We start from the raw sequence: 23338 nt of genomic DNA on the forward strand, positions 1-23338 counted from the left end.
AAACAGGATACCGTTCATAAATAAAAAAGGCAGTGGGATGCCTGTTCGGTATTCTGTTTTTCATGAAAATCAAACCACAAAGGAGCCACCGGGTAAACAGCCCACGGCGAAATACATGAGAATTTTCAAAGCAATCTCCAGAATTAGTATACATCTTTTTTCCCTGTATTCTGTATCCTGGCTGTTTCCCATCGCCCCCTGCAATATTGTGTGAGCCTGCTCACTGTTGCCTTTAGCTATTCCGTCCTCAGGCTCTTTGCCGGTCTCGCCATCGCTGCTTTCAATGATTCAAAACTCACCGTCAGCCACGCGATCAGCAATGAAGTAACCGAAGCAGCAACGAACGCTTTCCAATTGGGATTTACCCGGTATGCAAACCCCTTGAGCCAGCTGTTCATTGCAATCCATGCGAGCGGAACCGCGATGAGCATCGCAAGAAAAATTAATCTTGTAAATCCTGTAGAAAGCAGGTAGATGACATTGTATATCGATGCCCCTAACACTTTTCTTACACCGATTTCTTTTGTACGCTGTTCGGCCATGAATGCAGAAAGGCCATACAACCCCAGACAGGATATGAATATGGCCAGTGTTGCAAACACATTAAACAAACTGCCCATCTGCTGTTCACCACTGTATTGCCTGTTCAGATCCTGGTCGATGAAACCATACGAAAAAGGATATTGAGGATTGATCTGGGTCGTGATTTTTTCGAGTGCTTTTAGCGTTGCTTCCGTTTTGCCGGGATGTGTCCGTATGACAACGGTACCACCCCAACTGTTAAAGCCGATAAGCAAAGGTTCAATAACATTTTGTACGGGCTTATAATGAAAATCTTTTACCACTCCGATTACCGTACCCGTGTGATCCCAAAGTTTGACAGATTTTCCAACAGCATTTGCCGTTGTCATTCCCATCTTTTTCACCGCAGTTTCATTGAGAACAAGATTAAAAGTATCAGCAGAAAATTCTTTTGAAAAGCCACGGCCATTCAACAACTTCATACCGAATACATCGAAAAAGCCAGGGTCTACATGCATCGTTGGAAATATCGTTTTGTCGTTCGGATTTTTTCCTTCCCATTCAACGGAGAGTGTACCGCTGGAGAGATTAGCAGGCAGGTTATTCGTTACAGCAAAATTGCTGGTCAAAGGATTACTCGTAAGCGCTGCTTTGAATGCCTGTTGTTTCGACCATATCTCACCGCTCATAGGAACATACACCAGGTTCGATTTATCAAATCCCAGGTTCATGTTTTTTATGTAGTTGAGCTGGCGGTAAACGATCATCGTACCTGCAAGCAATACGATTGATACTACAAATTGCACGACGACCAGGCTGTTACGGAAGACCAGGTTTCCACCCATTTTTTTCATATTGGATTTCAACACCATTGCCGGTTGAAATCCCGAAAGGAAAAAAGCTGGATAACTTCCTGCGATCAGCCCGGTGAGTATAGCAATGCCAACCAGGCTTAGGATCATTTTTGTGTCAAATAAATTAACAGCAAGCTTTTTACCTGCGAGATTATTGAATGCCGGCATCAGCAGAAATACAAGGCCGATGGCAATCAGTAATGCAACAAAGGTGATCAACATAGATTCACCCAGGAATTGTGAAATCAATTGCCGACGACGGGCTCCGACCACTTTTCTCAATCCGACTTCCTTCGCACGTCGCGCAGAACGTGCTGTTGACAAATTCATGAAATTGATACATGCTACGATGATGATGAAAATGGCAACGATGAAGAAAATATTTACATATTGAATATTCCCATGACCGGATAGATCAGCCTGGAATTTTGAATGAAGGTGAATATCTGTCAATGGCTGCAACTGAAATTCGGCAGGGATGTCTTTGGCTGGAATATGCTCCTGGTAGAGTCTGGTCATTCTTCCATTGAAATCCGCAATCCCCGCTTTATCTGATTTAAAACTTTTATCCATCTGGAGATATGCGAAAAAATCGAAATTATCCCAGGTCTTTTCTCTCAGATCCCTGTTGGTCTGCGCAATGGCAGACATGGGCATGATGAAATCAAACTGCAGATGAGAATTTGCTGGTATGTCTTTCAGAATACCGGTAATCAACACATTTTCTTTTGCATTTTTCAGCAGCACTTTTCCCAATGCATCTTCTCCTCCAAAATATTTTTTCGCCATTGATTCTGAAATCAGAATGGCATCCGGCCTGTTCAGTGCAGTTTTGGGATCCCCTTTCACCAGATGATAAGTGAATACCTGGAGGAGTGTCGAATCGGCATAGAAAACCCTTTTCTCTTCGAATCTTCTGTCGCCAACTTTGAATACATCCGTACTTGGATTTGTGAGTCGAACGAAATTTTTTACACCGGGTAATTTTTCCAATATTTCCGGCGCCATCGGTGCAGGATTGATGGCAACTTTAAAGTCGCCGGCATTTGCAACTACCCGATAAATTTCTTTACGGTTTATATTGAATTTGTCGTAACTGGTTTCATTCTGCACCCAAATCAGGATGAAGATGCTGCATGCCATTCCAATAGCAAGACCAGCAATATTGATGAATGAAAATGCCTTGTGCCGCACGATATTTTTTATCGCAACCTTGATGTAGTTTTTGAACATTAGATTCAGTTGTGAATCTGTGGGACGGCTTGCCTGCGGGAAAAGTTACAGGAAGTTTATAGTTTTGAGTTGATAGTTTATAGGAGGCAACAGACTGTGTCCTGTCCTGAAATAGGTTGACAGATTTTCAAACTAAAAATCTGTCAGAAAATGAGATTCAGATCAAGAACAGTTATCCGGTATAGTATTAGCTTTAAGCAAAAAGTGGTGAATGAAATAGAGCAAGAGGGATTAAGCATAGGTGCGGCAGCGAGGCGGTATGGCATTGGTGGAGGCAGTACGATACAGAAATGGTTACAGGATTTTGGCAAGAATCAATTATTAAATAAAGTTATACGCGTGGAAACGAGAGGAGAAAAAGACCGTCTTAGAGAGTTGGAAGAAGAGAACAGGAAATTAAAAATTGCATTGGCGGAAAAGACAATGCAAAAAGATGTTCTGGAAACTATAATCGATCTGGTGAATGAACATTACCAGACGGATGTAAAAAAAAATTTAGGACAGAAGGCATCGAAAGGATCAGGGAGAAAAAAGCCTGGCCGGTAAAGGAACTGAGCTATTTTTTAGGATACAGTCCTCAGGCTTACTATAAGTCAGTAAAGGTGGAGATGCGGGTGGACCAAAGAGACAAACAGATCCTTTATCATATCCACAGGATACGCAGCAAAATGCCCAGGATTGGTGGTAAGAAGCTTTACCGGCTGATGTACAAGGATGTTCAGAAGATGGATCGTCCGCTGGGACGTGACAAGTTCTTTGATATTTTAAGGAAGCATAATCTGTTGGTTAAACGAAGAAAACGATATGAAAAAACGACCAACAGTTACCACCGTTTCCATACGTACAAAAACAAACTTAAAACAAGGGTACTAACGGGTCCTGATCAGGCCTACGTGAGCGATATTACCTACATCAGGACAGGATTAAAATTTGTCTATTTGTTTTTGATTACGGATGCGTATTCACGCAAGATTGTAGGCTGGGATTTGTCAGCCCACCTGGGCATTGAGGGTGGAATAAAATCGCTGACGATGGCTCTCAGACAAAGCAAAGGAAAACGGGGTATTATTCATCATTCTGATCGTGGCATACAATACTGCTGCAAGGAATATGTAAGGCTGATGAAGAAGTATCACATGGAAATCAGCATGACGGAAGAAAACCACTGTTATGAAAATGCGATAGCAGAGCGGATAAACGGCATACTGAAAGATGAATTTCTTTTAGGAGAAAACTGGAGCGATATTGGACAGGCGAAAAAAGTGGTGCGGGAAGCAATAGACACCTACAACAGCCTTCGTCCCCACATGTCACTGGAATTTTGCACACCGAATGAAATACATCGAGCGGCGTAAACCCCAGTAAAATCAATTGTTTTAAACGATATCCACAAAAACAATGTGGATTGTAAAAAGAAAAAAAGAAGCAAAAAAAGAAAAAGGTAATAGTAGTAATAGTGTCAACTTTTTTTAGGACGTGACACTGCAGGCAGCAGATCGGTGCAATCAATTATTTTAAAAAGTTGTCGGTTTTTAAATCACAACCATTCAAAATTTAAGCTTCTTAAATTTTAATCGTTTTGCATAAGTAGTTTGCCGATTAAAATTAAATGTGGCCTGCTGCCTAAACATCGGCTTATCAAATAAGCAGCAAGTTGTTATCCTCAGCCTCCGGCTGTTCCCAACTTGCCTGCCTGTCGCAAAGCAGGCTACTTACTACTCACTCCTCAGACTCTTCACCGGGTTCGCTCTCGCCGACTTAACTGCCTGGTACACGATTGTCAGCAACGCAATTCCTAAGGCAGATAATCCTGCCCATAGAAATATCCCCGGTGAAACCGGTTCATGATAAGAATAATTTTCCAACCATTTATTCATCAGCAACCAAGCAATAGGTGCCGCAATTAAAATAGCTATCCCGATTAATTTTAGGAAACTGCCTGATAACAAAGTGATGATATTTGAAATTCCGGCGCCGAGAACTTTGCGGATGCCGATTTCTTTTGTTTTTTGTTCGGCAGTAAAAATCACGAGGCCTAATAACCCAAGACAGGAAATCGAAATAGCGAGAGCAGCAAAATACATAGACAGTTTTTTTGCAACTTCTTCATTAACGTAAAGTTCCCTGTATTCTTCATCAGCGAACTGATGCGCAAACGGAAATGCCGGATTGATTTGTTTGTGTAATTTTTCGAGGCTTGTAATTACTGAAGCGGTTTTCGCAGCTTCATGACGAATTAATGCATAGCCCCAGTGTTGTTCTTTGTCAAGACGAATAATGAGTGGGGTGATAGGAACATGAAGTGAATTGAAGTGAAAATTTTTAACCACTCCGATGATCGGTCCTTTCGTACCCCAGAATGTAATTTCCTTCCCTACCGGATCCGAATACCCGATAGTCTTGAGCGCGGCTTCATTAATGATATAGGAATTGCTGTCTGCGAACTCGTGAGAGAAATCCCTGCCCGCTATCAATTCTGCCTGCATTGTTTTTATAAAATCGTAATCAATTGCTACCTGTGTGAAATTGGGCCGGCTATCAGGTGACTTCCCTTCCCACTCAACACTTCCTGTGGTATTACCGATCAGAAAAGGTCGTTGAGAACTAAAGCTGACCGAACTGACTCCGGGAATTCGCCCGGCCTGCTGTTTAAACAGCTCAAAGTTATCAGCCAGAGTACCGGTTGTTGCTATGAACAACAGATTATTTTTCTCATAGCCGAGGTGTTTGTTCTGTATATAACTAACCTGTTTCGAAACAACCATCATGCTTACAATAAACACCACTGACAAAGCAAACTGAAACACCACCAACCCCTTGCGAAAAGCTGCGGAGGAATCGCCGGATTTGATTTTGTTCTTCAAAACAGCTATTGGCTTAAATGATGAAAGTAATAATGCCGGATAGCTGCCAGCAATTATAGCAGTGATAACGGTGAGTGCAAACATCCCCAGCCAGAAATTGCCCGACAATAGTGGAGATACGATGGTTTTTCCGGTAACTGAATTAAACTGCGGAAGTAAAATCTGGATAAGTACAACAGCCAATGTGATGGATATCGATGCCATTACAAATGCTTCGAAAAGAAACTGGAATACAAGCGAACGTTTTGCTGCACCAACCACTTTTCTTACGCCGATTTCTTTCGCTCTTTTTACTGAACGTGCTGTGCTCAGGTTCATAAAATTGATGCAGGCAATTAATAAGATAAAAATGGCCACCAGTTGAAAAATCTGCACATATTCAATCCGTCCGCCTGATACATACCCATTTTTAAAATTACTGTGCAGGTATTGATCACCGTAAGGTTGAATATCCAATTCCAGTCGGTCTAGATCAGAATATTGTTTATCATAATTTTTTATGAAATGCTGAAGCCTTTTTTTGAATGCAAGGGCATCAGTATTCGGTTTTAGTTTCAAAAAAGTTGTTGGTCCACTGTTGTGCCAGTCTTCGATCCAGCTGTTTCTTTCTTTAAACAGATTCCAGTTGATGACGTATTCAAATTTTGATGACACGTTGTTTCCAGGGTTCTCAAAAACTGCGGTTACTTTCAAATCCCGATAGTTTTCAAAGCGAAATGTTTGATTCATGGCTTTTTCAGGGCTTCCGAAAAATTGCTCTGCCATCTTTCTTGATATAGCGATACTGACCGGGGAATTGATAGCTGTTTCTTTAGTGCCAAGGATCAGGGGATAGCTGAACATAGAAAAAAAATCTTTCCCTGCAAAATTGCCTGGAATTTTCATCAGCTTATCGCCTGCAGCGAATGTGTGCCATGAGTTCCATGCATAACTACTGGCGTACTCTATTTCAGGAAATTTTTTCGGTAGTTCTTCGCCCAGCATTCCGGGTGTATCGTAACTTCCGGTAAGTTCGTTGCCGGAATACTCACGACTGGTCACTACATAAAGCAGATCAATGTCTTTATGAAATGAATCGACGGCATATTCATCGCGCACCCAGAGTGAAATGAATATGCTGCAGGTAAGGCCCAGGGCTAAACCGAAAATATTGATGAAGGAGAATATTTTGTTTTTCGAAATATTTCTCCAGGCAATATTGAGATAGTTTTTGAGCATGGTTGTCAGTTATTAGTTGTTAGTTGAACAGCCAGTTTTTAGTTTATATGTGTTTGTTCATAGGAGGCAGCGGGCAGCAGGCAGGAGATCTGTGCGATAATCATCTGCAAAATGGCGTCAGGTTTTATTTTTAACTAACTTCATTTTTAAACCGCCACTTTGCTGATTTTCGGCATTTGGCTTCAGATGTTTGGTGATTAAAATTATCTGTTCCCTGCTGCTTCAAACAAAAAACAGAATCAGACAACAGAAAAAGTTTTCCAATCTCAGTGGCTGGCTGTTCCTACTTACTACTCACTTCTCAAACTTTTCACCGGATTCACCATTCCCGCCCTGATCGCCTGGAAACCGACAGTAAATAATGCTACAACAAATGCCAGCATTCCTGCAAGAATAAATATCCACCAGGAGATATTAATCCGGTATGCAAAATTCTGCAGCCACTGATTCATATAATACCATGCGATCGGAGTTGCAATAATTAATGCAATCAATACGAGTAAAAGAAAATCTTTTGATAGCAAACGTACAATGCCTGTTAATGAAGCGCCCATCACTTTACGGATACCGATTTCTTTTGTTCTGTTGATAGCGGAGAGCGCCGCAAGTCCGAATAATCCAAGACACGCAAGGAACACGCAAATACTTCCTGCCCAGCCAATGATCCTGCTCCAGGTTTTTTCTGCATTATAAAAATTATTCAGACTCTCATCCAGGAACCGGTATTTGAATGGAAGATCGGCAACAATATTTCTCCAGGCTTTGTCCATTGCTGCAAGCGCCGGCGTTGGATTTCCGGGTTTCAATCTTACAAAAAATTTAAATGGTGCATAGTCATGAAACTGGTGAAACAATTGCGGCATCAGTTTTTCTTTCATCGGCCGGAAATGAAAATCTTTTACGACGCCAATTACAACAGGTGTCAGATTTTCCGCGTATCCTGTGAGTTGCTGACCGATAGCAGTTTCATTTGTCCAGCCAAAATCACGGGCCATGGTTTCATTTATAATTACTGATTTCAATGTGTCGTCAGCAAAATCGGAACTGAAATTTCTTCCGCTGGCCATCTGCATTCCCATGACAGGTATGTATCCGGTGTCGATAAAATATTCAAAAACTTCTTTTGGTTTTCCATTGTATTCAAAGCCCTGGCGGCTCCAGCCTGTTCCTTCGCCAAGGCCGAGTTCTGCGCCAGCTATTCCTTCGATATCTGCACGGGATGCAAGTGCCTGTTTCAACAAAGGGAATATTTCCTTTGATTTGGTTTCACTTGCATCGATTATCACCACATTTTCTTTATTGAATCCCGGATTCTTTTCACTCATGTAATTTGTTTGAAGAAGAATGATGATGGTGCTGATGATTAAGCCTATCGATAATGCAAACTGAAATGTCACAAGCGATTTTGTAAAAATATTTGAACCGTTCACGCGGATCTTGCTTTTCAAAACCTCAACTGGTCGGAAACCGGATAATATCAAAGCCGGATAACTGCCGGCCAGCAATCCAACCAACAAAATTAATCCCGCAAACATCCAGATCATTTCAGGATATAGTTCAAGTGAGAAGGTCAGTTTTCGTCCGGACAATTCATTGAAATAAGGAAGCATTAATCTTGCGAAAATCAATCCGAGTACTGCGGAAAGAATGCTAAGCAGGATCGATTCTGCAAGAAACTGGAACATGAGTTGGCTTCTTTCACCGCCAATTACTTTTCTCACACCTACTTCTTTCGCACGACGGGCGGAATGACCGATGGCCAAAGTTGTAAAATTGATACAAGCAATCAGAAGAATCCCTGCAGCTATACTCAGCAAAATCCAGATCGTGTTTGGATTGATGCTTTCCACTGTGCCACTGTAAACTGATGTATCTGTATGTCCTGTTTTCAGAGATTGAAGTGCATATCTCACGGGCGGCTCATTACCTTCCCATTTATTGCCGCGTTCTTTCAATGCTTTAATCTCATCAGGATAATATTTTGAGCGAAACACAATCAATCTTGAAACATCATTAGCGAGTCCACTGCCTTCTTTCAGTTGTATATAAGTCTGATATGCAGATCGGCGCCAGTTGTTTACTCCACGTTTGCCACCCGCCGTTGTTTCCCAGTATTCAAAATTTCCCATCATCGCAAACTGGATAGATGAATTCGCAGGAATATCTTCAGCGACGGCGGTGACAGTAAATGGCGTGAAGGTTTCTCCGATTTTAATTTCGATCGACCTTCCCAATACATTATCACTCCCGAAAAATTGCATTGCCTGGTCTCTTGTGATAACGATATCCTGCAAATTTTTCAATGCTGTTTGTCGCGAGCCATATTTCAAAGGAAAATCGAACATGGTGAAAAACTGCGGATCGGCAAACTGAACAATCGCTCTGGTGACCTTACCATCTGCTTTTACAAAACTTTCGCCCCAGCCGGTTTGCAGTCTGGTGAAATTTACTACATCTGGTAAATCCTGTTTCATTGCCGGTCCTAAGGGTGATGGGAGATAGGAGTCGCCTTCCGGAGCTTCGCCGTTCATGGCGGTTGTCCATCTGTACACTCTAAAGATCTGATCGGCATTCTTATGGAAGCGATCGAAGTTAAATTCATTTACAGCATATAAAAGAAATAGTGCAAAGCAGGCTAACCCCAACGACAAGCCGAGAATATTGATCAGGGATAAGCCTTTTTGACGGGCGAGATTTCTGAGGGCTATTTTGAAGTAGTGGCGGAGCATGGTGGGAGTTTAAAGTGGAAAGTTAAAAATTGAAAGAAGTTCATAGTTCATAGTTCATAGTTCTTAGTTGGAACAGCCGAAGAAAGTTCACCGTACACGGTTCATTGTGACAGTGGGTTCAGAATTGGAAGAGTCGGCTGTTTTTTGTAGAGACAAGGCATGCCTTGTCTCTACAAAAACAGTAAATATTATGAGTCGCAGACGCCGGCTGTTCCTCCTGCCTATTCAGTCCTCAGGCTCTTCACCGGATTCGCCAGCGCTGCCCTGATCGCCTGCATACAAACTGTAATCAATGTAATCAGCATCACCACTATTGCCGCTACAACAAAAACCCACCACTGGATATTCACCCGGTATGCAAAATCCTTCAGCCAATCCTTCATAAACCACCAGGCCAGCGGCGAAGCAATAACAGCGGCTATGCATGTCAGCCTGATAAAATCTTTCGCCAGTAATGCCACAAGAGTTGAAACCTTTGCACCGAGTACTTTTCTTATGCCAATCTCCTTTGTACGTTGAATTACCGTCAGTGTTGCCAGCCCAAACAATCCCATACACGCAATGAAAATGGAAAGCAATGAAGCAACACGCACAATATCACTTGTCCGTTTTTCAGTTGCATAAAGAGTAGCAATCTTGTCATCAAGAAATGCGTAGTCAAAATCCTGGTTAGGGGCCAGCTCTTTCCAGGTTTTTTCGATGATAGAAATATTTCCTGCAATGTTGCCAGGTTTCATACGAATTGTAATCCGCGGCTGTGTAGAATATTGTACGGATATATTTTCTGTTCTTCTGAATACGGTATCCGGCAGAATCGTCAATAATAATGGAGCAACAGTCGAATGCAGTGATTGAAAGTTGAAATCCTTCACTACACCAATAATCTGTTGTTCAAATTTTCCAGGCAGTTTCCTGCCGATGGGGTTTTCAATTTTAAATTCTTTAAGGAATGCTTCGTTTACTACCGCTGCAGAAGTGACATCTGAAGGATTGTCTTTTGAAAACAACCGGCCCTCCTTCACTTTTATATCCATCAGCTGCATCCATTGTGCATCAACAGCGTTGAATTGAAAATTGTGATAAACCTTGCTGTCATCTGTAAACCCGAGTCCGATCCAGCCTGGTTCCGCCATACTGTACATGGACACCGCTGCATCTTTTATTTCCGGATGTTTCAGCAACTCATTACGAAAACGTTCACCGAACTGCATCCCTTCACCACGTTGCATATGCGTTTGTACGACAACCAGTTGCTCTTTATCATAACCAAGATTTTTGTTTTTCAGAAAACTCATTTGTTCACCTATAATCATAGCCGAAACTATCATTACGATGGAAGCTACAAATTGACCGGTGACTAGACTTTGCCGCAGCCAGTTGGTATTGGTGTTCAGTTTGAGTTTCCCTTTTAATACCTCAACTGGCCGGAATGAAGAAAGAATAAAAGATGGATACATTCCTGCAATCAATGCTACGATCCCGATAAGAAGAAAACAGAATCCGACAAAACTAAAGTCAGGACTTAAAGAAAGATTTCTGTTGGTCAGGCTATTAAATGGTTTTATAAATAATGCTGCCAGCAGAATCCCAACAGCAACAGAAATGCAGGTGAGCAAAAATGCTTCACCCCAGAACTGTCGTATGAGTTGTTTTTTTTCAGCACCCAGTACTTTCCGAACCCCCACTTCCATCGCGCGGGTTGCAGACCTTCCGATCGATAATGTTATAAAATTGATACAGGCGATCAGTAAGATCAGTATTCCGATTGTTCCAAGGATGTAAGAGTATTTCGGATTGCTGATGGGTTCGTTCCCGGCAGGCAGGGATGAATTGAGATGGATATCGGTGATGGGCTGAAGGTGTATGAGAAAAGCTCCTTCTTTATAATCTTCACCCAGCACCTGTTTCAGCATCTCTGGAAATTTCTTTTCAAGAGCAGCTGGCTGCGTTCCTTTTTTCAGCTGTACATACGTTTCGTTGTATACGTTAAACCAGCTGTTGAAAAGGCCGGGACGAAAAATGAATTTTGCATTGGAGTAGGGGATCAGCATCTTGTATTTGATGCTTGATTCTTCCGGTGCTGGTTTTGCAATTCCACTTACGGTAAAGATTGTCTTTTCGTCGCCCACCTGCATTTCGAAAGTCTTTCCTACCGCATCAGAACTGCCAAAGTATTTTTTTGCAAGTTGTTCCGTAAGAATTGCAGTATTATTTAACGGAAATGGATTTTCACGGTTTCCTGAAACGAGTTTGAAATCGAACATCCGGAAGAAACCGGAATCGACCATCAGCACATCTTCACTGAATGAGTTGTTGTTTAGTTTGATCACAGGATTCATCGCATAAACGCGACAGCTGTTTTCCACTTCAGGATAATTGGCCTGCAAAGCTGCGCCCATTGGAAGTGGTGTAACAGTATTAATGAAATCCTGTCCTTCATATTTTTCATGTTGCCACGCGCGATATACCTGATCTGATTTGCTGTGAAATTTGTCGTAGGTAAATTCACTTTTTACAAACAGCATGATCAGGATACAGGCGGCGATGCCCACTGCAAGGCCGGTGATGTTGATTGCAGTGTAGGTTTTGTAGCGGAATAAGTAGCGAAGGGCGACTTTGAGATAATTGCGTATCATGAGTTGTCAGTTAGTTTATAGCCTGCCTGCCCTGCCTACCGGACAGGCGGCAGGCAGGTTCTTTGTTCATAGTTCTTAGTTTGATCAGCCGGTTCACGGTTTCTACTTCCTCTAGGTCTTGCGTTCAACGTTAAACGTTCAGCCTTATTCCGTTCGCAGACTCTTCACCGGATTCGCCATCGCGGCCTTAATCGCCTGGAAGCTGATCGTAAACAGCGCAACAAAAACTGCAGCAATTGCTGCCACAATGAAAATCGAGATACTGAGATGTGTACGGTATTCGAAATTGTTCAGCCAGCTGCTCATCATCCACCAGGCCACAGGAAAAGCGATCAGTGTAGCGATCAGTACCAGCTTCAGAAAATCTGCTGACAGCATCGTTACTATATTTCCAACATTTGCACCCAGGACTTTCCTCACACTGATTTCGCGTGTGCGCTGCTGTGTGGCATAGGCAGCAAGACCCAGCAGTCCAATGCAAGCGATGAAAATGGCCAGCAATGAGAACACCGTGAAAATCTTCTGCATGATCTGTTCTGAACGATACTGCTTCGCCAGGGTCTGATCTAGAAAATCATAAGAGAAAGGCCTGTCTTTAACGAACTGCTGCCATGTTTTTTCCACCTGCGCAATCGACCTTGAAAAATCTGCTGCTTTAATTTTCACTGCTATTACCGGTGAGGCCTGACCGAAGCGAATGGCATTATTAAAGATGAGCGGATTGATTTTTTGATGCAGCGACTGGTAGTGAAAATCCTTGATTACACCGATGATGGTGTATTCAATTTTGCTGCCGTCGGGTCTGTTCAGGAAATCTTCCGGTGTAGTAACCTTTGTGCCTACAGGATTTGTTAAGCCGAGATCGTGTACCGCTTTTTCATTCAATACAACTGCGAAACTGTCGGTGGTAAAAGAAGGATTGAAAAATCGACCTTCTTTTAATTCAAGTCCAAGCAGAGAAGCATAATCTTCATCAGTGAAACTAGCGCGACCCGTTACTGTTTTGTCGGTTCCTGGTACATCATAACTGATTCCAAAATAGTTCTGCTGGCCGGGAAGAGAAGTAGTTCTCGTAGCATTTTCAACACCGGAAATTCTCTTTAAAGAAGTTTTGAATGCATTGGTTTGATCACCAAGCGAACCGGTGTTGTTGATGACAACAATATGATCTTTCTGGAAGCCGAGCTGATCGCCCATCACGTATTTCATCTGCCTGTTTACAACGATGGTGCAAACGATCAATACAACAGAGATTGCAAACTGGAAAACAACTAATCCGTTACGTAGCCAACGTCCCTGCAGGTTGGATCGAAACCTGCCTTTAAGAACCATGATCGGTTTAAATGAAGAAAGAATGAATGCAGGATAGATGCCTGCAATAATTCCGATCAATATTGAAGATACAATGATCAATGACAATTGTGATGGCTCAAGAAAATACCGGATGGTCAGTTCCTTTCCTGAAAGTTGATTGAACAGCGGAAGAAGTGCTGCAATGAGAAAAATTGAAACTAAGATACTGATCAGGCTTATCACCACAGATTCCAGCAGAAACTGTGCGATGAGGTATTTTCGTTCGGAACCAAATGTTTTTCTTAGTCCGACTTCTCTTGCTCTTTCCACTGATCTCGCCGTCGACAAATTGATGAAGTTAATACATGCCAGGGCAAGAATAAATACGGCGATGATACTGAAAATGGTAACTCCTTTCCGACTACCATTGACTCCAAGTTCACTTTCCAGGTCTGAATCGAGATGGATTGAATACAATGGTTGCAGATAATAGTAATATCCGTTTCCTGCTTTCTCGAACTGTTCAAGGCTCATTCCAAATCCCTTCTCCACTCCTCCAGCCACATATTTTTTTACGATAGATGGAAATCCTGCTTCCAGTTTTTTCGGAGATGCATCAGGATTCAACAAAAAATACGTTGCAGCGGCAAAATTGATATAGTTGTCTTCACGAAGGAAAGGCTGGGCCGTAGAAGACAACAGCATATTAAAACGGAAGTGGTTATTTGCCGGCCAGTCTGCACAAACCGCTGTGATTTGAAAGACATTATCTTCAGGTGCATCTGTCAGAAATGTTTTTCCGATAGCGTCAGCAGGGGATCCAAACAATCTTTCAGCAGTAGATTTATTCAATACCACCGAATGTGGTTTATCAAGCGGAGTTTTTACATCGCCGGCGATGATATCAGAACTGAATACTTGGAAGAAGTTTGAGTCAGCCATGACCACACTCTTTTCTTCCCACGTTTTATCACCGATTTTTATATAGAAGCCACCATCATCTCCGGTGAAATCAAAAACACGAACCATTTCTTTCACTTCCGGAAATTCAGACTTTACAGCTTTTCCGATGGAAGGAGGAATTATTGCATAGGAGTTGGTTCGCCCCGGGTATTTCCGATCGAGAACCATTCTATAGATATGATCTCCTCTTTTATGATAAGTATCAAAGTTGAGTTCGCTTTTTACGAAAAGCACTATCAGCAGACATACCGCCATTCCCGATGCAAGACCAAGAATATTGATCAGCGTAAATCCTTTTTTTCTTGAAAGGTTTCTGAATGCGATTTTGAGATAGTTTTTGATCATAGTTTTCTGTTAGTTGATCGTTGATCGTTCATCGTTGTTCGTTCAACGTTCAACGGTTAACGTTGAACGTTACTCCGTCCGGAGTGATTTCACAGGGTTTGCCAGTGCAGCCTTTATCGCCTGGAAGGAAACTGTCAAAAGTGTAATAACCATCGAGCCGACAGCAGCAACGACAAATACCCACCATGAAATACCTACACGATAATCGTATTTCAGGAGCCAGCCATGCAAATAGTAATACGCAAGCGGCGCTGCGATTACGCAGGAGATGCCCACGAGTATCACAAAATCTTTCGACAACAATGCTGATAAATTAAATACGGATGCGCCCACTATTTTCCTTATACCAATTTCTTTAGTGCGCTGTTCCGCCACAAAGGAAGCCAGACCAAAAAGGCCCAGACAACTGATGATGATTGCAAGAACTGTAAAGAAGGCAGCCAGCTTACCGATGCGAACCTCATCAGAGAATTTTTTTCCATACTCCAGGTCAGCAAAACGATAATCGAATGGTGCAGCAGGGATTACCTGTTTGAATACTTTTTCAGTTATGGCAAGAGATTCCGATGTGCTTTTTTGTGGATTTAGCTTCAGATTAATAACACTTACATTATTATTGGTCAGGATATACACTGCCTGTTTAACCGGCTCATAAGGTGAGCTCATTACCATATCTTTCACAACACCAACAATCGTAAAAACATCCGCATCCGGACCATTTCCCCATCGCACTATTTTACCTACAGGATCTTTGATGTTCATAAATTTTACTGCTGCTTCGTTGATCAATAGTGAAGCACTGTCACCCTTGAACTCCCGGGAAAAATCACGCCCTTCCTTAACTTCAAAACCTACTGTTTTGCCATATTCGGCAGTTACCCAGATAGTGGCAAAGTCGGCGGTGAGATCAGGGTCTTTCCCTTCCCAGTTAAAACCTCCGTTGTTACTCCAGACATTCGTAACCGGACTGGACGATTCCGCCATTTCAACGATGGCATTCTGCTTTTTAAGTTCGGTCCTCAGTATATCATATTTACCGTAGAAGTCCGGTGTTTGCATATATATCGTTACAAGATTATTTCTGTCATAACCTACAGGGCGATTTTTAGTATGCTGAATCTGCTGATAAACTATAATTGTACTGATGATGAGTGCAACCGATACTGAAAACTGGGTAACCACCAGTACTTTTCTTGGTAGGGCTGCAAGTTTCCCTGCCTTGAATGTTCCTTTGAGAACTTTGACGGGTTGAAAAGAGGAAAGATAGAATGCGGGATAACTACCGGCAATTATTCCTGTAATAAATGAGAAACCCAGGCCTGCTAACCAGAACCATTTGTTATCCCATAATATTTTCATTTGTTTGTCCGCCACCTGGTTAAACCATGGCAATGCGAGTTGTGTCAGTAAAACAGAAAAGACGAAAGCGATAAAGGCAACCATCAGGGATTCGCAAAGAAACTGACCGATCAGTTGTGTACGGAATGAACCTACCGTTTTCCGGATACCTACTTCTTTCGCCCTTTTTTCAGAACGCGCAGTGCTCAGGTTCATAAAGTTGATGCATGCCAGTAGTAAAACAAACACGCCAATAATTGCAAACATCCATACGTACTCAATTTGCCCACCCGTTTGTATGCCTTCTTTCCAGGCAGACCGCAGGTGCCACTCCTTCATCGGATGCAGGAAAATGGTTGCTTTGAATTTTTTATCTTCCTCATCTACTTTGTTCAGCTTTGATTTTTCGATGCTCCTGTTGACGGCTGCAAAATTTGTGTTGTCATTAATCTGGGCAAAACACTGGAATGAATTATTGTCCCATTGTGTTGCGGCGCGGGACAGCCAGTCTTCGGAGGTTTTATATAAGTCCCAGGGTGCAATAAATTTGAGTTCACGAAAAGTTGTACTGTAGGGTAGATCTTCAAATACACCTGTAACTTTTACATTGAGCTTGTTATCTATCTTCATGGATTGATTCAACGGATCCGCGTCTCCAAAAAATGCTTTAGCTGTACTTTCTGAAATTAAGATGTTGTTAGGTTCGGAAAGACCGTTCCGACTGCCTTTCAACATTTTTAAAGAAAGGATGAAGGGACCATCTTTATCTATGTAGATTCCGTTTTTGTACAAATGTTTGTCATCCTTGCTGAGCATATGATCACCCTGCCAGGAAGCCATTGCGATATACTTAAAATTATTGCCATAGCTGTTTCGCAATTCTTCGCCCATAGGAAATGGCAACGCCTGCTGCGTATAAATATGGCCATTGGAAGTTTGTTGCTGATATACCTGGGCTACGTGCTCAGCGTTAGAATGATACCGGTCAAAGGTTATTTCGTCCCATATCCATAAGCCTATCAATGTAGCTACCGCCATACCAATAGCCAGTCCACCAATGTTAATCATGGAGGATTTTCTGTTCTTTAATAAATTACGCCAGGCGATTTTAAGATAGTTTTTGATCATAGTTGTCAGTTAGTTGATCGTTCAACGTTTAACGTTTAACGTTGAACGTTGAACCTTGAACGTTGAACGTTACTCCGTCCGCAAACTCTTCACCGGGTTCGCCGAAGCTGCCCTGAGCGAACGATAGCCTACGGTAACTGTTGCAATCACTATAGTTACTCCTATGGCCATCAGGAATATCCCTGGCCCTATATGAGTACGATATGTAAATTCTTTCAGGTAATTGTTCATTACCCACCAGGCTAACGGCGCAGCCACAACGAAAGCAACCAGGAGCAAACGGGCGAACTCTTTTCCAAAGATCCAGAGGATATTACCCATTCCTGCACCGAGAACTTTGCGTACACCAATTTCTTTGGTTTTCCGGACGGCCATGAAGGATACAAGCCCATACAATCCAAGGCAACCGATAACAATGGCTATCAGGGAAAATGCGCGGATGAGATTATACATCACGGTGTCCATGCGATAGAATCTTTCTATTCTTTCATCAAGGAATTCCCTTGAAAAGAGATAATCGGGATATGCACTGTTCCACAATTTTTCTATTGCTGCAAGGGATGACTGCATAGAATTCGCATTCAGTTTTACAGCGAGATTGCTGTAGCTGTCATTATTCGGCATGATACAGATCGCTGCGATCTCACTGCGGAAGGAATAATTGTAAAAGTCTTTTACCACACCTACGATGGGTGCTTTTATGTTATCCCCATTCACTGCAATCATTTTTCCCAATACCTGGTCAGGATCGGTGATGTTGAGTTTTTTTACAAACGTTTCGTTAACTAAAAATTCTTTTGTTGTATCTGAAGGGAAGAAGTTACGACCGGCAACAAGCGGAATATCAAAGGTGGAAAGATATTTATCGTCTGCCTGCTTCATATTGATAGACCAGTGTTCGGTTTCAGCTCGATTATCGTAACGAACTCCCGTGTTGCTATTGGAACCGGAAGCTGGTGCCTGGTAGCATAGTGTTGTTTTTTCTACACCCGGGATTTTTGCAATTTCATTTTTTAACGTCTGCTTGGTAATGAAATTATTTCCCGGCATGGGCAACATCACAATCGCATCCTTGCTGAATCCCAGGTCCGTTGATTTTGAATAATTCATCTGCGCAGCTATGACTATGGTACCGATAATCAGCAATTGAGAGATGGCAAATTGTGTTACTACCAGCACGCGGCGCAGTGAAAATCCGCCGATACTTTTTTGCGATAGCTTGCTTTTCAGTGCAGTGATCGGAGCAAATCTTGCGAGAACAAGTCCAGGATAGGAGCCGGATAAAAAAATGATAAATAATGTAGTCAATAAAAGGAACAGCGGAACCTTATAGCTGCTGAAAAATTCCAGGCTCATATTGGACTCCAGTAATGTGTTCAATGGTGGCAGTCCAAGTTTTGCAACGCCATAGGCGATGAATACAGCAATCATACTGATGATGGCGGTTTCTGTAATGAATTGCCAGAATAGTTGTGATTTCATACTTCCCAGAACTTTGCGTACGCCGATTTCTTTTGCACGATTCAATGCCTGGGCAGTAGCGAGGTTAATAAAGTTCACACATGCAGTGATGATCAGGAAAATACCGATGATGGAGAGTGCCCAGAGATAATTTTTATCGGCGGCGCCATCCAGGTCCTGGTTGAAATGAATATCCGCAAGGGGCTGTACAACAAAATTCCATTCCTTCTGATCTCTGCCTTCATAATTTTTGTTAACGATCAGTTTTAATCCTTTATCTACCTGCGCTTTGTTGATATTTGGTTTCAGTTTGGTATAGGCCTGTGACCCGCTGTATACACCGCCCCAGCTGCTATCGCTGGCGAGCCACCTGTTTTCATCTTTCAGGTTATCATAGGAAAGATATATCTCCTGCCGACGATCAGAATTGCCAGGAATATTTTTGAGAATTCCCTTGATGGTGAAATTGGTATTGTTATTCACCTTGATGACTTTCCCGATCGGATCTTCGGTTCCGTAATATTTCTTCGCGATGTTCTCTGTAATCAGCGCTTCGTTTGGATTGCTAAGCAGCCTGGCTTTATCGGATCTTAAAACAGGGTAGTTGAATATTTCGAAGTATTCCGGCTCCGTATAAACAACACCATCTTCTTCAATGAATTTCCGGTTCTGTGGATCGTTCTGTAATGAAACAAGCCTGTTGCGATAATGAACAACGCGCGCTGTTTTTTCTGCAAAATCAAATTCGTTACGAAATGCTTTGCCCAGCGGCTGTGGTACAGCAGGAGAATAGTTCGTTGTTTCCCCAGTCCATTTAGAAGTTAAACGATAGATGCGATCACTGTCATTGTGAAACTGATCGAAGTTGAGATGAAAACTGACGATAGTAAATATCAAAATACTACAGGCAAGACCCATGGCCAATCCGATAACATTGATTGTCGTATACGATTTGTGCTTCCTGAGGTTTCTCCACGCTACTTTGAAATAGTTCCTGATCATGATAAGTAATATGTTGTAGGTTATAAGTGTTAAGTTAAACGTTTGCGTCTAGTGCTTAACGTTAGGATTCGTTAGTTTGTGAATTATTTACAATATGTTTTATAGTTCATTGCTTGTTGTTTGGGACAGCCGGTTCACCGTTGTTCGTTCATTGTTTTTCGTTGTTCGTTTGGAGCTGCAGCTTTTTTATTTTTTTATGTATGTAAGAATTGATCCTGCCTTCCTGAATTATCCGCAGTTCACTATTATGTTTGATACTTAAAACAATCTGTTGCCTGGCTGTTCCCTTTTGCCTGTTGCCTACTTACTATTGCCTGATTATTCAGCCCGCAACGAATTCACGGGATTCGCATTCGCCGCCCTGATACAATGCCATGCAATCGTTGCTGCTGCAACAAGCAACGTAGCAATTGCAGAAATAGCAAATACACTCCATTGCACATCCGTTTGATATTTGAACGACTCCAGCCATTTATGAGTGGCATACCATGCGATGGGCCAGGATACAAGATTCCCGATCAGTACCAGGATGAAAAAATCTTTTGACAGCAATTTTACCAATCGTGCATTGCCAGCTCCAATCACTTTCCTGATCCCGATTTCTTTGGTTCGTGTTTCCGTTGAATGTGCAGCGAGTCCGAAAAGTCCAAGGCAGGATATGAAAATGGCGAGTCCTGCAAAAATTTTCATAACCTCACTGATCTGGTCTTCCTTCTTATATAATCCTGAAATTTTTTCATCCAGAAACCCATAACGGAAAAGTGTACCCGGGGCGAGTGCATTGATTTTTTGCTGAATGAAGGGTATCGCTGCTGCGGTCTGGCCAGCCGCAATTTTGATCATGAGATTATCGCCCCAAGTAGGTCTGTATTCCAGCACCAGTGGCTCGATCTGATTATGTAACGATTGAAAATGAAAATCTTTTATTACGCCCACTACAGTTCCCTGCAGATTCATAGTCTGGTTATTGATGCGCGATCCGATCGGATTTTTTAAACCCATCAATGCAGCTGCTTTTTCATTGATGATAAAACTGGCTGAATCATTATAGTCTTTAGAAAAATTGCGACCTGCCGCGAGCTTAACCTTCATTACATCAAGGTAATTTTCATCTATTCTGAACACACGTACGGAAGGAAAATTATCACCCACAACAGAATCCACCGGTACTACACTTTCCACACTGAGATCATCGCCGATCAGGTTGGAAGATTGGCCGATGGCTAATATTCCCGGTCCGGAAAGCAATTCTTTTTTTACAGTTTCCGGCTGCTTTACCAGTTTATTTTTCAGTTCACCGTAGGATTTTACCACGAGTACCTGGTCTTTGTCAAAGCCCAATTGTTTATTGTGAAAGAGGGTCAGCTGCTGATAGATCACAACTGTGCTTATGATCAGAAATGCCGCCATCGTAAACTGAAAAACGACAAGACTTTTCCTTACGTATCCTGCGCCGGAGCCGGGTAATCTCAATCCTTTGAGTGATGATGACGGATCAAATTTTGTTACGAAGAGTGCAGGAAAAATACCCGAAATAAGACCTGTACCCAGGATGATCAAAAAGAAGATCAGCATATTTCCTGGCTGGAAAACATCAGTAGCCGGTACTTGTTTACCGGTTAAACTGTTGTACACTGGCAATGTGGCCTGGTAAATTACTATGGCCAATAGTCCGGCGATAAGAGTCAGTAATAGTGCTTCCCCGAGAAACTGAACGATCAATTGCTTTTTCTGTGCGCCGAGTATTTTACGAACTGCAACTTCACGAAGTCTTTTCATTGATTGTGTTGTGAAAAGATTAATAAAGTTGACACAGGCAATCAACAGAATTAATATTTCAACAGCGATAAGAATATAGATGTACACATCACTGCTGTTGGGTCCCATTTCCTGGATGAGGTTTGATTTCAGGTGGATATCTGTCAGCGCCTGAAATTTATTACTGGCTGCTTCTGCTGCAAGTCCGGTAGTATCTGCGTTTCCACCGCGATAAATTTTCCAGAATTCGTTGAATTTTGCTCTCGCCTGGTTGACGCCGGATTCATTTTTGAATTTTACATAGGTCCAGCCAAACATCCAACCGCGATTATTCAACCAGTTGGGTGGGACAAATGAATTGAATGTCGTCATCGAAAGCAGGTAGTCGAACTTCAAATGACTGTTGGCTGGAATATCTTCAATAACAGCGCGAACAAATTTTTTATCTTCTGCATTGACGATGATTTCTTTCCCGATCGGATCTTCTTTGCCAAACAGTTTTTCGGCCATATTTCTGCCAAGCACTACGCTATTCATTTCACTCAGTGCTTTGACCGGATCGCCAACGACCGGTTTTAATCCAAACACTGCGATTACAGACGAATCGGCCCAGTAACCTTTCGCTTCCATTTTTTTTTCAGGACCGACATTTACTACAGGTGATCCCGCATCAGCAAGGCGGGCAGTAGATGCTATTTCCGGAAAAAACTTTTGCATCTCGCCCGCAAGCGGTGGGTTCGATTTGGACCATTCGGTGGTCACCATACGAAAGATCCGCTCGTGTCCGGGAACGAATTTTTCATAACTCATTTCTTCTTTGATGTGCATGGACAATAGCAGCCCGCAAGCGATCCCGAGGGCAAGTCCGGTCAGGTTGAGAATACTGTACGTTTTCTGTCGGAATATGCTTCGTAATGCCGTCCGGAAGAAGTTTTTGAGCATAGCAGCCTGGTTTTGTCGAAATGGCGAAATATGGTCCGAAAGATTGAGCGGAAACAGTGCCAGACTTAGAATTCAATACCAGAGCGGGTTTCGGGAGTTGTGACCTGTTCGTACTGTCCGAAAACGGACAGTCAGTGTCCGATTACGGCAAGTTTCGTAGATGCGTGGAAATTTTATGAAACCTGCGCGAATCGTGTAAAAAACCGATGGCTGCCTGTTTTGATAGATTCGGTGACACACCTGGAATCTTTTCGCTCATGGCACTAACCCTTTCTTACCCTTAAATTGCTAAACTCATTTAATTGACATCAAAACTGAAATTTCGAATGGGAATAATGTTTATTCTTAGGATGCCTGTTGCTTGCGAACTTCCTCCGAACGCGAAAATTCACGACTGCATAAAATCTATAATTCTTCATGCGATTTCCGAAGATTTTTCAATTTCATGTGGATCTTTTGAAAAGTTCACTGGCTCATTTATAACGACTGTTACGATTTCTGATATCACCAGCGCAGAGAAATTTGAAAGAATGCTGAGTCAATGTGATCGGAATAATAATTCAGATGAAAATATTGACCCTGGAACTAAATTGACAATCCATTTTAATGGTGATGCAAAGACGGAAATTTGTTTTGACAGGTTCAACAGAATTTTCGAGGAAGGAAAGAGGGTATTCAACTTCGCCTGAACTTTGTCGTTATATCAGACATCTGGTTGATAAAAATATAGAATAATAAGTTGTATCTGTTTCCCTGTATATCTTTTACGCTAATACTTTCCTGGAAAATTAATTGGACACCAGTCGCAAAAAAATTGTTTCACTGTATACAATTTTTTTGCCGGATCCCTTACCTGTTGAAATTCAGCATCACACTGTGGAATCTTATTTACAGTTTCAGACAAAAATGTAGTTTCGGATTTATTTTTTTAACAACTCGTTTTGTTTATTATAAAATCTTATAACTTCATCATAACGCCTATTCATACATCCTTTTAAGTACACCGTTTTTCCGCTTACTTCTTTTAATTGTCCGACCTGTACGTTTGACGG

The 23338-nt window shown here is 42.1% G+C and carries 10 protein-coding genes; 2 read left to right on the forward strand and 8 right to left on the reverse strand.

Features of this window, described 5'->3' with window-relative positions; translation table 11 throughout:
- Positions 1 to 236: 236 nt before the first annotated feature.
- Entirely contained in the window at positions 237 to 2609 is a 2373-nt protein-coding gene (locus P2W82_RS20120) for an ABC transporter permease (protein WP_336517731.1), read from the reverse strand.
- Positions 2610 to 2759: 150 nt separating this feature from the next.
- Here P2W82_RS20120 and P2W82_RS20125 point away from each other — a divergent pair, with 150 nt between their 5' ends.
- Positions 2760 to 3155: a transposase gene (locus tag P2W82_RS20125; protein WP_336517732.1), complete on the forward strand. Its 396-nt coding sequence runs from the start codon at positions 2760 to 2762 to the stop codon at positions 3153 to 3155.
- 5 nt (positions 3156 to 3160) lie between these two features.
- On the forward strand, positions 3161 to 3964 hold the full coding sequence (locus P2W82_RS20130; RefSeq protein ID WP_336517782.1) for an IS3 family transposase: 804 nt from the start codon (positions 3161 to 3163) through the stop codon (positions 3962 to 3964).
- A gap of 360 nt (positions 3965 to 4324) precedes the next feature.
- Here the strand turns inward: P2W82_RS20130 and P2W82_RS20135 are convergent, their stop codons facing one another.
- The 7 genes from P2W82_RS20135 to P2W82_RS20165 all read right to left on the reverse strand — a co-directional run bounded on the left by P2W82_RS20135 (position 4325) and on the right by P2W82_RS20165 (position 22286).
- The gene (locus P2W82_RS20135; RefSeq protein ID WP_336517733.1) at positions 4325 to 6691 is read right to left on the reverse strand and encodes an ABC transporter permease; all 2367 of its coding nucleotides are present in this window, start codon (positions 6689 to 6691) and stop codon (positions 4325 to 4327) included.
- Between the two features lie 290 nt (positions 6692 to 6981).
- Positions 6982 to 9420, reverse strand: coding sequence for an ABC transporter permease (locus tag P2W82_RS20140; RefSeq protein WP_336517734.1), 2439 nt, complete (start codon positions 9418 to 9420; stop codon positions 6982 to 6984).
- Positions 9421 to 9641: 221 nt separating this feature from the next.
- A complete protein-coding gene (locus P2W82_RS20145; RefSeq protein WP_336517735.1) occupies positions 9642 to 12056 on the reverse strand; it encodes an ABC transporter permease in 2415 nt (804 codons plus the stop codon).
- A gap of 144 nt (positions 12057 to 12200) precedes the next feature.
- On the reverse strand, positions 12201 to 14657 hold the full coding sequence (locus tag P2W82_RS20150; RefSeq protein ID WP_336517736.1) for an ABC transporter permease: 2457 nt from the start codon (positions 14655 to 14657) through the stop codon (positions 12201 to 12203).
- Between the two features lie 69 nt (positions 14658 to 14726).
- Complete coding sequence (locus P2W82_RS20155) at positions 14727 to 17123, reverse strand: ABC transporter permease (RefSeq protein WP_336517737.1); 2397 nt, start codon at positions 17121 to 17123, stop codon at positions 14727 to 14729.
- A gap of 69 nt (positions 17124 to 17192) precedes the next feature.
- Complete coding sequence (locus tag P2W82_RS20160) at positions 17193 to 19586, reverse strand: ABC transporter permease (protein WP_336517738.1); 2394 nt, start codon at positions 19584 to 19586, stop codon at positions 17193 to 17195.
- Positions 19587 to 19904: 318 nt separating this feature from the next.
- The gene (locus P2W82_RS20165; protein ID WP_336517739.1) at positions 19905 to 22286 is read right to left on the reverse strand and encodes an FtsX-like permease family protein; all 2382 of its coding nucleotides are present in this window, start codon (positions 22284 to 22286) and stop codon (positions 19905 to 19907) included.
- Between the last annotated feature and the right edge of the window lie 1052 nt (positions 22287 to 23338).

The sequence above is a fragment of the Pollutibacter soli genome (genome assembly GCA_029269725.1).
Classification (GTDB): domain Bacteria; phylum Bacteroidota; class Bacteroidia; order Chitinophagales; family Chitinophagaceae; genus Pollutibacter; species Pollutibacter soli.

Excerpts from the sequence above, each read along its gene's own strand:
- P2W82_RS20125 (WP_336517732.1), top strand. The coding sequence starts at position 2,760 with ATGAGATTCAGATCAAGAACAGTTATCCGGTATAGTATTAGCTTTAAG.
- P2W82_RS20165 (WP_336517739.1), bottom strand. The coding sequence starts at position 22,286 with ATGCTCAAAAACTTCTTCCGGACGGCATTACGAAGCATATTCCGACAG.
- P2W82_RS20135 (WP_336517733.1), bottom strand. The coding sequence starts at position 6,691 with ATGCTCAAAAACTATCTCAATATTGCCTGGAGAAATATTTCGAAAAAC.
- P2W82_RS20140 (WP_336517734.1), bottom strand. The coding sequence starts at position 9,420 with ATGCTCCGCCACTACTTCAAAATAGCCCTCAGAAATCTCGCCCGTCAA.
- P2W82_RS20155 (WP_336517737.1), bottom strand. The coding sequence starts at position 17,123 with ATGATCAAAAACTATCTTAAAATCGCCTGGCGTAATTTATTAAAGAAC.
- P2W82_RS20160 (WP_336517738.1), bottom strand. The coding sequence starts at position 19,586 with ATGATCAGGAACTATTTCAAAGTAGCGTGGAGAAACCTCAGGAAGCAC.
- P2W82_RS20150 (WP_336517736.1), bottom strand. The coding sequence starts at position 14,657 with ATGATCAAAAACTATCTCAAAATCGCATTCAGAAACCTTTCAAGAAAA.
- P2W82_RS20145 (WP_336517735.1), bottom strand. The coding sequence starts at position 12,056 with ATGATACGCAATTATCTCAAAGTCGCCCTTCGCTACTTATTCCGCTAC.
- P2W82_RS20120 (WP_336517731.1), bottom strand. The coding sequence starts at position 2,609 with ATGTTCAAAAACTACATCAAGGTTGCGATAAAAAATATCGTGCGGCAC.